The sequence below is a fragment of the Acinetobacter sp. WU_MDCI_Abxb74 genome, assembly GCF_025513915.1.
Lineage (GTDB): Bacteria > Pseudomonadota > Gammaproteobacteria > Pseudomonadales > Moraxellaceae > Acinetobacter > Acinetobacter calcoaceticus_C.
Window position 1 is genome coordinate 243723 of sequence record NZ_JAHPRP010000004.1, and the last position, 12504, is coordinate 256226.

A 12504-nucleotide genomic window follows, 5' to 3' on the forward strand; every position below is an offset into this window, starting at 1 on the left:
GGTTGACTTTGTTTTTGGTGTATCGAAAAATAGATTTAAGGGTGATGCCTACAGGGAATTGAAGAATGGAAAATAACTACCAGAAATTTGAACAAAATATTGCCAATGACATTACGATCGAAGCTAAGGATGAAATGCCCGATGCCTATCGCAAGACATTGATTCGTCAAATCGGGCAACATGGCCATTCTGAAATTGTAGGTATGTTGCCTGAAGGCAATTGGATTACTCGTGCGCCAACTTTAAAACGTAAAGCTGTTTTGTTGGCGAAAGTACAAGATGAAGCTGGTCATGGTTTGTATCTGTACAGTTCGGCAGAAACCTTAGGTGCTGACCGTGATGACATGATGGAAAAATTGATTGATGGGAAAATGAAATACTCATCAATCTTTAATTATCCAACGCTGACATGGGCAGATGTAGCTGCAATTGGCTGGCTTGTAGATGGAGCAGCGATTGTAAATCAGGTTGCGCTTTGCCGTACTTCGTATGGGCCATATGCACGTGCAATGGTACGCATTTGTAAAGAAGAAAGTTTCCACCAACGCCAAGGCTTTGAAGCGATGATGGCTTTGGCAAACGGTGCACCAGAACAAAAACAAATGGCACAAGATGCGGTAAATCGTTATTGGTGGCCTGCACTGATGATGTTTGGCCCAAGTGATGAGCATTCTCCAAATAGCGCACAAAGCATGGCGTGGAAAATCAAACGTTTCAGTAACGATGAATTACGTCAAAAGTTCGTGGATAACACGGTTCCGCAAATTTTGCAGCTTGGTCTAGAAGTACCGGACCCAGATTTAAAGTTCAATGAAGAAACAGGCCACTATGAGTTTGGCGAGATCGACTGGCACGAATTTAATGAAGTGATTGCCGGACGTGGACCATGTAATCACGAGCGTATAGAAGCACGCCGTAAAGCATGGGAAAACGGCAAATGGGTTCGTGATGCAGCAGTGGTCTATGCGAGAAAACAGCAGCTTGAAGCGAACAAAGTGGCTTAACGAGATTTATGGAAAAATTTGAGGAAATCAAAATGGAAGATAAAAAAAACTGGTCACTCTACGAGGTATTTGTCCGTAGCAAACAAGGCTTAAGCCACCGTCATGTAGGCAGCTTAAGAGCACCAGATGACGAAATCGCACTTCAACATGCGCGCGATGTTTACACTCGCCGTAATGAAGGAATTAGCATTTGGGTGGTTCGTTCTGAACTTATTAAGTCTTCGCAGCCAGATGAAAAAGCTGAATTTTTCGAACCTGCTCTAGATAAGGTTTATCGTCATCCGACTTTTTACCATATTCCAGACGGCATTGAGCATATGTAAGGGGGTGGGAAAATGAATCATTCAGTTTTATCTAAATTCTTATTACATATTGGCGATAGCCAACTGGTCTTATCACAGCGTTTAGCTGAGTGGTGTGGACATGCACCTGAGCTTGAAGTTGATATTGCATTAGCAAATATCGGTTTGGACTTGTTAGGTCAAGCGAGAAACTTTCTGACTTTGGCAGGCCAATATGATGAAAACCAACGTGATGAAGATCAGCTTGCGTATTTCCGTACAGAGCGTGAGTTTCTAAACTTATTGTTATGCGAACAACCGAACGGTGATTTTGCGCAAACGATTATACGCCAATGGCTAATAGATCATTACCATCTTCATTTATTTACTGCGTTAACCCAGAGTTCACTTCCTGAGTTAAGCGCACTTGCTGTCAAATCTTTAAAAGAAGTGAAGTATCACATTCGTTTTTCTACAAGTTGGATGGAGCGTTTAAGTTTAAGCACAGATGAAGCGCATCAACGTGTACAAGATGGATTAAATAATTTATGGCGCTTTACCGCTGAGTTATTTGAACTTAATGCAGACGAACAAGCATTAGTCGCTCAAGGCGTGATTCCAGATTTTTCAAATGAAAAAGAACAATGGGATAAAACCATTGCAGATGAGCTTAAGCGCTTTGAATTAAATGTTGCTGTTAATGGCGCTTATCGCCGTGGTGCGAAACAAGGATTGCATACCGAGCATTTAGGGTTTTTGTTGGCTGAAATGCAAAGTATTCAAAGAACTTATCCGGGAATGACCTGGTAAGACAAGGAGGTGAGCCATGCACATGATTCGTCATTGCATCGACCAATGTTGGGATGTTTTACAAACGGTAAGTGATCCTGAAATTCCGGTTTTATCTGTTGTGGATTTAGGCATGATTCGGGGTGTAGACATTAACGATCAACAAGAAATTGTGGTTCGTCTAACGCCAACATATAGCGGTTGCCCAGCAACAGATATGTTGAAAGCACAAATTGTTGAGGCATTTACCGCAGAAGCGTTGACCCCAGTCAAAGTCATGGTCGATTTATCAGAAGCATGGACCACGGACTGGATGTCTGAGGCGGGTAAAAAGAAATTGCAAGTTTATGGCATTGCGCCACCTGAAGGGTTGGCACATCAATGTGGTACGCATGTTCATTTGATTGATGGCGTAGAGTGCCCACGTTGTAAAAGCCGACATACCCGACTGTTAACAGAGTTTAGTTCTACCGCCTGTAAAGCACTTTATAAATGTCAGGACTGTCTTGAGCCTTTTGATTACTTCAAATGTATTTAAGTCTTTAGATAAGGAAATCAGCCATGAGCCAATTTGTACCATTAAAAGTAAAAAGTATTACGCCTCAAACCGATCAGGCAATTTGTATTGCATTTGACGTTGTACCTGAACAACAAGAACAATTTCAATTTCAACCGGGTCAACATTTAACAATTCGCCATTTAACCGAAGCTGGTGAAATCCGCCGTTGTTATTCAATTTGTAGCTATGCTGCAAAAGAAGACATCAGTATTGCGGTTAAAAAAATTGATCAGGGGCAATTTTCACATTGGGCAAATGACCATTTAAAAGTAGGTGATGTGCTTGAAGTGATGCCACCACAAGGCGTGTTTTTCCAAAAAGCAGCCAAGTTGGGCGGACAAAACTTTTTAGGCGTTGCCGCGGGCAGTGGCATTACCCCAATTTTATCGATTGTTAAGCAGGTTTTATTTGAACAGCCTGAAGCCAACTTTACTTTGCTTTATGGCAATCGTTCATGGAAACAAACCATGTTTGCCGAGCAAATTATGGATTTGAAAGATCAGTTTAAAGAACGCTTTCAACTCATCAATATTTTTTCTCGTGAGTTCAACGACAGTGAATTGATGAATGGTCGTATTGATGCAGAAAAGCTAAAACAGCTTTTTGACTTTGATGTACTTGAAACAAGTTTTGACCATGTTTTTGCCTGTGGCCCAGACGAAATGATGAATGCTGTAGAAAGTACGTTACCAAATTATGACATTGCAGCAGAGAAAATTCACACGGAACGTTTCCATACAGGACAAGTTCGTAAACGTAGTGCCGAAGCCGATGCAAACCGTAAAGAGGAAAAAGTAAACATCATTTTAGATGGTCGTGAGCTGATCGTTTCTGTGGCTCAAGACGATGAAAGTATTCTTGATGCTGCTTTACGTGCAGGTGCTGACTTACCGTATGCCTGTAAAGGCGGGGTGTGTGCAACATGTCGTTGTAAGGTTGTTTCTGGTGAAGTGGATATGTTCCTTAACTATAGTCTTGAAAAAGATGAAGTCGAAAAGGGCTATGTACTTAGCTGCCAGACCTTGCCAAAAGGCCCAAATGTTCGTTTGAGTTTTGATGAATAGAGGCTTCTCATGCAAGAGTTGATTAAAGCCAACACAGCGGCAGAAGGTGTTTTGTTATTAACACTAAACCGTCCAGAGAAAAGAAATGCTTTAAACAATGCAACATTGCAGTGTTTGTGCGAATTGCTCGAAGAAGCTGAGCACAATGCTCAAGTCAAAGCAGTGGTTTTAACGGGTAACGCTCAATGTTTTGCGGCTGGGGCAGATCTTACAGAGTTGGCTGCTATGGATTCTGTCACTTTGCAACTCGATATTCGCCCGAAGCTTTGGCAAAAAATTGATGCTTTTAGTAAGCCATTGATTACCGCAGTCAATGGCTATGCCTTGGGTGCTGGGTTTGAGTTGGTTTTACATTCGGATATGGTGATTTGTGGTGAAAATGCCCGTTTTGCTTTACCTGAAATTGGCCTTGGTATGTTGCCGGGTGCAGGCGGAACACAGCGTTTAGCACGCTTGGTTGGTCAGCAACTCACAATGCGCTGGGCAATGACAGGTGAGATGATTTCGGCAAAACAGGCAGAGCAACATGGTATTTGCAGTCAGGTTGTACCGACTGAATTAACCGTTGAATATGCCATTCAACTTGCAGCCAAAATTGCGAAGCAAGCGCCTTTAGCGATTCGCGTGATTAAACAATCAATTAAAAGTATTCATGAAACAACGTTAAGTCAGGGACTCAAGTTTGAACGTCAAAACTTTGTCTGGCTGGCGGCTACAAAAGATCGAAACGAAGGGATTAACGCTTTCTTTGAGAAAAGAAAACCAGTGTTTAGAGGTGAGTGATGGACTATCAAAATATTATTGCTGAAGAAAAAAATGGTGTTGGCTACCTGACATTTAATCGCCCAAAAGCACTGAATAGCTTTAACGTTGATATGCACCGTGAAGTGGCTGAGATTTTAAACCAGTGGACTAAAAATCCGGATGTTCGCTGTGTGGTGATTAGCGGCGAAGGCCGTGGCTTTTGTGCAGGGCAAGATTTAGGTGATCGTGTAGTAGACCCAAATGCTGAAGCTCCAGATTTAGGATATTCCATTGAAACTTACTATAACCCGCTGATTAAAACGATTGTAAATATGCCCAAGCCTGTCATTTGTGCTGTAAATGGCGTGGCAGCAGGTGCAGGGGCAAATATTGCACTGGCATGTGATTTGGTGATTGCAGCCAAATCGGCAAACTTCGTACAAGCATTTTGCCGCTTAGGTTTGGTTCCAGACTCGGCTGGTACATGGTTTTTACCACGTGCTGTAGGCCATGCTCGCGCTATGGGTTTGACCTTATTAGGCGACAAGTTGCCAGCAGAAACCGCAAAAGAATGGGGCATGATTTGGGATGTGGTTGAAGACGCTGAGCTTAAAACAAAAGTCACTGAGCTCGCAGAACGTTTAGCGAAACAACCTACATTTGGTCTATCTCTTATTAAAAAAGCAATTCATCAGTCAAGCAACAACACCTTTGATGAGCAAGTGTTGTTAGAGCGAGATTTACAACGTATTGCTGGACGTTCAGAAGATTATCGTGAAGGTGTGCAAGCCTTTATGAATAAACGTGAACCAAACTTTAAAGGGTGCTAAGCATGACAGATTTAGATTTATCTTGTGCCCGAATTGCGGTAATTGGTTCTGGCACCATGGGTATTGGCATTGCCCAGTTAGCCATTGTAAATGGGCACTCGACCATTTTATATGATTTAGATAATCAAAAAGCGCAACAAGCCGTTGAGGGCTTGGGGCAGACGTTTAAAAAATTGGTTGAAAAGAGCAAGCTCACCCAACAACAAGCTGATGAAGCCTTAGCGCATTTAACTCTGGTGAATCAAGTTGAAGCGCTATGTGATGCTGACTTAGTCATTGAAGCAGTCGTTGAGAAAAAAGAAGTTAAACAGTCTTTATTTCAACAGCTCGCTAAAATTTGTAGTGCGCAAACCATTTTTGCAAGTAACACATCTTCAGTCTCAGTCACTGCAATTTCGGCGGGCATTGCTCACCCTGAGCGTGTGGTGGGTTTACACTTTTTTAACCCTGCACCAGTCATGAAACTGGTCGAAATTGTACAAGGCTTAAAAACACCAAACAGCTTATGTTTGGCTTTAAAAAACTTGATGCTCGGCTGGAAGAAAATTCCAGTACTCACCAAGTCGACTCCCGGTTTTATTGTCAACCGAATTGCACGTCCGTTTTATGCAGAAGGTTTTAGAGCACTGCAAGAACAAGTCACCAGCTACGACCAACTAGATTATGCGTTAAAACAATGTGGCGGTTTTGCGATGGGACCGTGTGAACTCACAGACCTCATTGGGCAAGATGTTAACTTTTCGGTGACGCAAAGCGTTTATCAAGAGTTTTTTTACGAGCCACGTTACCGTCCAAGCCTCATTCAAAAAGAATTAGTCGATGCGGGTGCTTGGGGCCGTAAGTCAAAACAGGGCTTTTATCGCTATAACGAAAAAAATCAGTACGAGACATTTCAGCCTCAAGCTGTAGTTGCCAAGCCAGTCGATGCACATATTCAGCTAAAAGGTGCTTGGTCTCAGTTACCTGCTTTTTTAACGCGTTTAGGTTTAAAAAGCGGATCTGCGAGCGACGACAATATCCTTCAAATTGATGATATCGATTTACGTTTAAGCCAAGGTGAATCAGCCAATATTCATTATCTGAGCCGTAAAGTGGTTTTGATGGATTGGCATCATGATTTTGAAAAAGCTCAGGCTGTGGTGCTCAGTCATAACCAACTGTGTGAAGCAAGTGATTTGGCTAAAGTTGAAGCTTACTTTGCGCAATTTGGCATGAGCGTCATGTGGATTAAAGACCATCCGGCACTGTTAACCTTACGCACCATCGCTTTACTCATTAATGAAGCATGTGAAGTAAGTTTACATGGTGTTGCGAGTCTGGAAGATATTGATAATGCCATGAAATATGGAGTGAACTATCCTAAAGGCCCTTACCAGTGGTTGACACAAATGGGCGGTGCTTATGTGCTCCAAACCTTAAATAACTTATATGCACTGTATGGAGAGGAAAAATATCGCGCGAGTATCTACCTCAAGCAATATGTAGCGAAAACTCAAAACATTGCTACTCAATATTCACGTGATATGACCGAATTTGCATAATCAGGAGTCAACATGGAAGACGTTTTAATTTGCGATTTTATTCGTACCCCAATTGGACGATATGCAGGTGCCTTAGGTGCTGTACGTGCAGATGATTTAGCTGCATTGCCCATCAAATATTTAAAAGATAAATACCCGAACCTACCTTGGAATACTGTAGACGAAGTATTTTTAGGATGTGCCAATCAGGCTGGTGAAGACAACCGTAATGTTGCACGTATGGCGACATTGTTGGCGGGCCTGCCTGATTCAGTACCAGCCATGACTGTTAATCGCTTGTGTGCATCGGGTTTAGATGCAGTAGGGCTTGCTGCACGCTCAATTAAAGCAGGTGAAGCACAGTTCGTTTTGGCTGGTGGTGTTGAGTCGATGAGCCGTGCACCATTTGTACAAGCTAAACCGACCGAAGCGTTTAGCCGAACCCCTGAAATTTATGACACAACCATTGGTTGGCGCTTTGTAAATAAACAACTTAAAGCACAATACGGCACCGACAGCATGCCGGAAACAGCCGAAAATGTAGCTGAAAAATATCAGATTAGTCGTGAAGACCAAGATGCTTTTGCATTGCGTAGTCAACAAAAAACGGCTGCTGCACAACAAAACGGTTTCTTTAACGACGAGATTTTGCCTGTCGAGATTGTAGATCGTAAGAAAAACGTGAATGTTGTTAACCAAGATGAACATCCGCGTGAAACGACACTAGAAGCACTCGCGAAGCTAAAAGCACCTTTTAAAAAAGAGGGTGGCTCGGTGACTGCCGGCAATGCCTCTGGTGTAAATGATGGTGCAGCATGTGTATTAATTACCAACCGTGAATTTGCAGATGCACATGGTTTAAAACCTTTAGCACGTGTGATTGGCATTGCAAGTGCAGGTGTTGAACCCAAATATATGGGTATAGGCCCTGTACCTGCTGTACAGAAAATTTTAAAGCAAACAGGTTTGACGTTAGATCAGATGGATGTGATTGAACTAAATGAAGCATTTGCAGCCCAATCTTTAGCTTGTATGCGTGAACTAGGTCTAAAAGATGACGATGAACGCGTTAACCCAAATGGTGGTGCGATTGCGCTCGGGCATCCGTTAGGTATGAGCGGTACTCGCTTGGTGATTACTGCAACACGCGAGCTAAAAAAACGAGGTGGACGCTATGCACTTTGCACGATGTGTGTGGGTGTCGGACAAGGTGTCGCACTGATTTTGGAAAATTTAAATTAATTCAGACGGTTTTTAAAATTACATAATGAGGAGAGAGGCGATGGACAGCCTTACAACGGATAATGTTGAGCAATTAACACTTGCAGAACTTAGAGAGCTGCAAACTAAACGGTTAAAACAAACCCTGACTTTTGTATATGAAAATAGTCCGGTGTATAAGAAAAAGTTCGATGACGCAGGTGTACATCCTGATGACTTCGTAACTTTGGACGATCTGGCGAAGTTTCCATTTACCACCAAACAGGATTTAAGAGACAACTATCCGTTTGGGATGTTTGCTGTACCGCAAGAGCAAATTGTGCGTTTACATGCATCATCAGGCACAACGGGTAAACCGACCGTGGTGGGTTATACCCAAAAAGACATTAACACTTGGTCAGACATCGTTGCGCGTTGCTTACGCATGGCAGGTTTAAGTGCCAAAGATATGATTCAGGTTGCCTATGGCTATGGACTCTTTACAGGTGGTCTTGGTGCACACTATGGCGCTGAGCGTTTAGGTGCGACGGTTATTCCAATGTCTGGCGGACAAACTGAAAAGCAAGTCCAGCTCATTCAAGACTTTAAACCTACTGCAATTATGGTTACGCCATCGTATTGCGTGAGTATTATCGAAAAGCTGGAACAGCAATTTGGTACTGCACGTAATACGTCTTTAAAAGTCGGTATTTTTGGTGCCGAGCCGTGGACCAACGAACTGCGCCGTGAAATTGAAGAACGCCTCAATATTAAAGCACTCGATATTTATGGTTTGTCTGAGGTAATGGGTCCGGGTGTTGCCATGCAATGTCTAGGTGAGGGCGAGGGATTAACCATTTGGGAAGATCATTTCTACCCAGAAATTATTAACCCTGAAACGGGTGAAGTCTGTAAAGATGGTGAACTTGGCGAATTAGTCTTTACGACCATTACCAAAGAAGGCCTGCCGATTATTCGTTACCGTACCCGTGATTTGACCCGTTTACTGGCGGGAGAAAATCTGGCAATGCGTAAAATGGATAAAATTGTGGGCCGTAGTGACGACATGCTGATTATTCGCGGCGTGAACGTTTTTCCAACCCAAATTGAAGAGCAAATTTTGCAAGTTCCGAATTTAGTTCCAAATTATGAAATTTTGGTGACTAAAAAAGGACATATGGATACTTTGCATATTCGTACAGAGATGTGTCATAACTGTACTATACAGGCCAATCAGCTTGCTCAGGAGTTGATGAAACGTATTAAAACCATGATTGGGATTAGCGTTACTGTAGAGGTTGTTACAGAAGCGACCTTACCTCGTTCGGAAGGTAAGGCAAAGCGGGTAATCGATATGCGTCAGATTGCTTAACATCAAGATCATTCAGGGTATAGAATCTATACCCTGAAACTAGCCGCCAAGACATGAGTATGAGTGCAAAAATACAGCAAATAATTGATTCTGTTGTAAAGAATGAGACCTTAAGTGGAACTTCGCTTATTTCGACAATTTTTGGAGATTCAGTACTTCATCGGGGTGGGAACATTAGTCTTGCAAGCCTGATTCAGTTATTAGAGCTGTTTGGTTTTAATGACCGCGCTGTAAGAACTTCTGTTTTTCGTTTAGTTAAAAATGATTGGTTATGTTCAGACAAAATCGGCAGAACCAGTTTTTATCGAATTACCGATTCAAGCCGTTCGACCTATTTGCAGGCCGAGCAACGCATTTATAACGACCAGATGAAAGAGTGGGATCATTATTGGGATCTTATTCTCATGTCTAGCCTCGACACTGAAAATAAAGCGTTGTTAAAAAAAGAACTCGAATGGTTAGGATTTGCCAATATTTCGACAAACTTAATGGCTTATCCAGGTTGTAACCGTATTGAACTGCAACGCTTATTGGTTGACTTAAATATGAGTGAGCAAGTGGTGGTGTTTAAAGCCGAAACATTGCAGCTCTTTAATAATTCGGTTGATACCATTGGGCGTATGCTCAGAACCAACTGGCCAATTGATGAATTACGTCAAAGATATTTACAGTTTCTCGATATTTTTAGAGAAATTGGGGTGTTGTTGATGCAAGAAAACGAACAACTAGAACCAGTTCAGGCCTTTCAAATTCGAACTTTGCTGATTCATTATTATCGACGGATTTTATTAAAAGACCCTGCATTACCGCTTGAATTGTTGCCAACTGACTGGCCAGCGATTAGTGCACGAACTTTATCAATGAATATTTATAAAAAAGTATTTGAACCTGCGGATGAATACTTCTTGTCTGTTGCTGCAACAGCGGAAGGGCCAATGCCAAATGCCTCAGCGCATTATTGGCGCCGTTTCGGAGGTTTAGTTGCGACAAATGAGAGGGTAAATCATGCCTTGTTATAGTATTGACGGTGTTATTCCGGTGGTCAGCCCAGAGGCTTTTGTACATCCAACGGCTGTTTTAATTGGTGATGTGATTATTGAAGCGGGTGTATATGTAGGGCCATTTGCTTCATTGCGTGCTGATTTTGGACGTATTCATATTAAGCAAAATGCCAATATACAAGACAACTGTACCATTCATGGCTTCCCGCAAAGCGTGACTTTAGTTGAGGAAATGGGGCACATTGGGCATGGTGCAATTTTGCATGGCTGCCGCATTGGAAAAAATGTTTTGGTCGGCATGAACAGCGTGATTTTGGATTACGCAGAAATTGGTGAAAACACCATTATTGGCGCAAATAGCTTGGTCAAAACCAAAGATATTATTCCGGCAAATGTATTGGCAATGGGTAGTCCTGCCAAGGTTGCACGTGATTTATCAGAACAAGAAAAAAAGTGGAAAACTCGCGGTACGCAAGAATACATGGAGCTTGCCCAGCGCTGCTTAAATACAATGCAAGAAGTTCAGCCTTTAAGCTCAGAGTTAGATGACCGCCTGACCTACAAAGACTTTAGTTCTTCAAACTATCAGATTAAACAAGATAGTGTTTAACGGCTTTTAATCAGCCGATTTCAATACATGAGATTTTCATGAAGAAAAGGCGCTTGGCTATATGGGGGAATATGATGAAAAACATGATCTTGTAGCGATATATAATATTTTTAAAGAAAAAATGCAGAAAATAGAAGGAACTTATCAATGGATTTTACCTTCATCAGGTGAGGTATTTTTTGTTGAAGAAGATCCACTCTATATTCGTTAATTAATTTTCCATCTAAAAAATGATAATTTATAAATCAAAGTCCGCTAATGAGGACTTTTTTATATTTCACTCAAGGTATCTTTAACAATTCTAAAAGCAGGTTTCCCCAAAAAGTGTGGTAAATAGGCTATTGCACAACTATCGAGTACAGCATTGGAATATAAGACCAATAAGTAGTCAGTAAGTGAGGATGCTTTTGTACAAAAGAATAGAAAAAACAGCAAGCATCACTTACTGAAGTGTAATTTTAATCGGGTTAATATTTATATAAGATAGCTAAAAAATCATAAGGATATCAGCTAATGAAGTTTCTAAAAATTCTAAGTTTTAGTGCTATTTTTACGTTATCCGCACATACTTATGCGACAGTGGGTGGTGGACAAAAAATTGAAGTATTGGGTTATCAGGAAAAAGAGAAGAAACTTTATGTATTAAGACATTATGAAGATGGTCGAGGACGTCTACCACAACTCTATTATTATCTATTAAATAGTAAATCACCCGATAAACTTATTGAAGTTCGATCTCTATATATCAATCCAAAAACCCATAAAATTGATTATGATCAAGATAGTAGTGGATTTAATAAGGCTATAAAAAAAATTAAAAAGAATTTAACCCCTTTGATCGTAAGTAATAGTAAGACTGTAAAAATTCAAAGATTAAAAAGTCATCAGAATCAAATATCAGCTTGGTTTGATCCTTCAGAAAAGATGACACAATATAAAACAGAATATGTTGTAAAATCGCCGTCTTTACAAAGTAAGACCCATATTGCAGTTCATTACACCAAAGCAATAAAAATTTCCCAAAATTATAGAGTGCCTAAACAAAATAAGAGGTTAGTTGTAGTTAAATATCTGGGGGTTCCAGAAGAAACTGGTTATGATGTTGAAGACCCTGTTTTACTACTACCTATGAAAAAATAAATTTAAGAATAAATTATTTTCTTGGTTCAAATCGGTAATACACACAATATCTGTGTATATTCAGCTCAAGACTTATCTGCACTTGGCTGGTTTATAAACCCCAATTTAACAATAACTCACTCATTATTTATCCTTACTTTTTAATGATCTATTTTAAAACAAATGTCATTTTGTGTGCTTGACTGCAAAAGGGTTGAACACTATCCTTTGCCTGCTGGCCACATTGCCAGTCGGTTTTAGCAGACCGCATAATAACTCCCGCATCAGAGCTTTTCCTTCTGAGGAATAGCCTTGTGTGGTGAACTACTCGTTCCCTCCCGTAGCGGTAGGATGATCTGACCCCATAAAGTTGGACAGTTAATTAAGCAGTTTTTAAAAACTGATTTCTAT

General features: G+C 41.1%; 14 protein-coding genes. All 14 read left to right on the forward strand.

What is annotated here, in order from left to right:
• The first annotated feature begins 65 nt into the window (after positions 1-65).
• The 14 genes from paaA (at position 66) to KTH84_RS10115 (ending at position 12114) form a co-directional block, all read left to right on the forward strand.
• Entirely contained in the window at positions 66-1004 is a 939-nt protein-coding gene (gene paaA / locus KTH84_RS10050; protein WP_133974404.1) for a 1,2-phenylacetyl-CoA epoxidase subunit PaaA, read from the forward strand.
• Positions 1005-1036: 32 nt separating this feature from the next.
• On the forward strand, positions 1037-1327 hold the full coding sequence (paaB, locus tag KTH84_RS10055; RefSeq protein ID WP_075431337.1) for a 1,2-phenylacetyl-CoA epoxidase subunit PaaB: 291 nt from the start codon (positions 1037-1039) through the stop codon (positions 1325-1327).
• Between the two features lie 12 nt (positions 1328-1339).
• Positions 1340-2095: a 1,2-phenylacetyl-CoA epoxidase subunit PaaC gene (gene paaC / locus KTH84_RS10060; protein ID WP_262473015.1), complete on the forward strand. Its 756-nt coding sequence runs from the start codon at positions 1340-1342 to the stop codon at positions 2093-2095.
• A gap of 16 nt (positions 2096-2111) precedes the next feature.
• On the forward strand, positions 2112-2612 hold the full coding sequence (paaD, locus tag KTH84_RS10065) for a 1,2-phenylacetyl-CoA epoxidase subunit PaaD (RefSeq protein WP_005041603.1): 501 nt from the start codon (positions 2112-2114) through the stop codon (positions 2610-2612).
• Positions 2613-2635: 23 nt separating this feature from the next.
• The gene (paaE, locus tag KTH84_RS10070; RefSeq protein WP_262473016.1) at positions 2636-3697 is read left to right on the forward strand and encodes a 1,2-phenylacetyl-CoA epoxidase subunit PaaE; all 1062 of its coding nucleotides are present in this window, start codon (positions 2636-2638) and stop codon (positions 3695-3697) included.
• Positions 3698-3706: 9 nt separating this feature from the next.
• Complete coding sequence (locus KTH84_RS10075) at positions 3707-4480, forward strand: enoyl-CoA hydratase-related protein (protein ID WP_262473017.1); 774 nt, start codon at positions 3707-3709, stop codon at positions 4478-4480.
• Positions 4480-5271, forward strand: coding sequence for a 2-(1,2-epoxy-1,2-dihydrophenyl)acetyl-CoA isomerase PaaG (gene paaG / locus KTH84_RS10080; protein WP_262473018.1), 792 nt, complete (start codon positions 4480-4482; stop codon positions 5269-5271). The genes KTH84_RS10075 and paaG overlap by 1 nt, the downstream gene beginning before the upstream one ends.
• A 2-nt stretch (positions 5272-5273) precedes the next feature.
• Positions 5274-6812: a 3-hydroxyacyl-CoA dehydrogenase gene (locus tag KTH84_RS10085; RefSeq protein WP_262473019.1), complete on the forward strand. Its 1539-nt coding sequence runs from the start codon at positions 5274-5276 to the stop codon at positions 6810-6812.
• A gap of 12 nt (positions 6813-6824) precedes the next feature.
• Entirely contained in the window at positions 6825-8033 is a 1209-nt protein-coding gene (gene pcaF / locus KTH84_RS10090) for a 3-oxoadipyl-CoA thiolase (protein WP_262473020.1), read from the forward strand.
• Positions 8034-8073: 40 nt separating this feature from the next.
• On the forward strand, positions 8074-9363 hold the full coding sequence (paaK, locus tag KTH84_RS10095) for a phenylacetate--CoA ligase PaaK (protein ID WP_016138677.1): 1290 nt from the start codon (positions 8074-8076) through the stop codon (positions 9361-9363).
• Between the two features lie 53 nt (positions 9364-9416).
• Positions 9417-10382 (forward strand): PaaX family transcriptional regulator C-terminal domain-containing protein, encoded by a 966-nt coding sequence (locus KTH84_RS10100; protein ID WP_133974388.1) that lies wholly within the window; start codon positions 9417-9419, stop codon positions 10380-10382.
• Positions 10369-10974 (forward strand): DapH/DapD/GlmU-related protein, encoded by a 606-nt coding sequence (locus tag KTH84_RS10105; protein ID WP_262473021.1) that lies wholly within the window; start codon positions 10369-10371, stop codon positions 10972-10974. Before KTH84_RS10100 ends, KTH84_RS10105 begins: the two co-directional genes overlap by 14 nt.
• Before the next feature lie 61 nt (positions 10975-11035).
• Positions 11036-11185, forward strand: a complete 150-nt coding sequence (locus KTH84_RS10110; RefSeq protein ID WP_262473022.1) for a hypothetical protein — start codon at positions 11036-11038, stop codon at positions 11183-11185.
• Positions 11186-11487: 302 nt separating this feature from the next.
• Positions 11488-12114, forward strand: coding sequence for a hypothetical protein (locus KTH84_RS10115; RefSeq protein WP_262473023.1), 627 nt, complete (start codon positions 11488-11490; stop codon positions 12112-12114).
• The last annotated feature ends 390 nt before the right edge of the window (positions 12115-12504 follow it).

What these genes read in the sequence shown, in the direction of transcription:
- paaB (WP_075431337.1), top strand. Translation starts at nt 1,037, where the DNA reads ATGGAAGATAAAAAAAACTGGTCACTCTACGAGGTATTTGTCCGTAGC.
- KTH84_RS10115 (WP_262473023.1), top strand. Translation starts at nt 11,488, where the DNA reads ATGAAGTTTCTAAAAATTCTAAGTTTTAGTGCTATTTTTACGTTATCC.
- KTH84_RS10105 (WP_262473021.1), top strand. Translation starts at nt 10,369, where the DNA reads ATGCCTTGTTATAGTATTGACGGTGTTATTCCGGTGGTCAGCCCAGAG.
- KTH84_RS10075 (WP_262473017.1), top strand. Translation starts at nt 3,707, where the DNA reads ATGCAAGAGTTGATTAAAGCCAACACAGCGGCAGAAGGTGTTTTGTTA.
- paaD (WP_005041603.1), top strand. Translation starts at nt 2,112, where the DNA reads ATGCACATGATTCGTCATTGCATCGACCAATGTTGGGATGTTTTACAA.
- KTH84_RS10110 (WP_262473022.1), top strand. Translation starts at nt 11,036, where the DNA reads ATGGGGGAATATGATGAAAAACATGATCTTGTAGCGATATATAATATT.
- paaE (WP_262473016.1), top strand. Translation starts at nt 2,636, where the DNA reads ATGAGCCAATTTGTACCATTAAAAGTAAAAAGTATTACGCCTCAAACC.
- KTH84_RS10100 (WP_133974388.1), top strand. Translation starts at nt 9,417, where the DNA reads ATGAGTATGAGTGCAAAAATACAGCAAATAATTGATTCTGTTGTAAAG.
- pcaF (WP_262473020.1), top strand. Translation starts at nt 6,825, where the DNA reads ATGGAAGACGTTTTAATTTGCGATTTTATTCGTACCCCAATTGGACGA.
- KTH84_RS10085 (WP_262473019.1), top strand. Translation starts at nt 5,274, where the DNA reads ATGACAGATTTAGATTTATCTTGTGCCCGAATTGCGGTAATTGGTTCT.
- paaA (WP_133974404.1), top strand. Translation starts at nt 66, where the DNA reads ATGGAAAATAACTACCAGAAATTTGAACAAAATATTGCCAATGACATT.
- paaG (WP_262473018.1), top strand. Translation starts at nt 4,480, where the DNA reads ATGGACTATCAAAATATTATTGCTGAAGAAAAAAATGGTGTTGGCTAC.
- paaC (WP_262473015.1), top strand. Translation starts at nt 1,340, where the DNA reads ATGAATCATTCAGTTTTATCTAAATTCTTATTACATATTGGCGATAGC.
- paaK (WP_016138677.1), top strand. Translation starts at nt 8,074, where the DNA reads ATGGACAGCCTTACAACGGATAATGTTGAGCAATTAACACTTGCAGAA.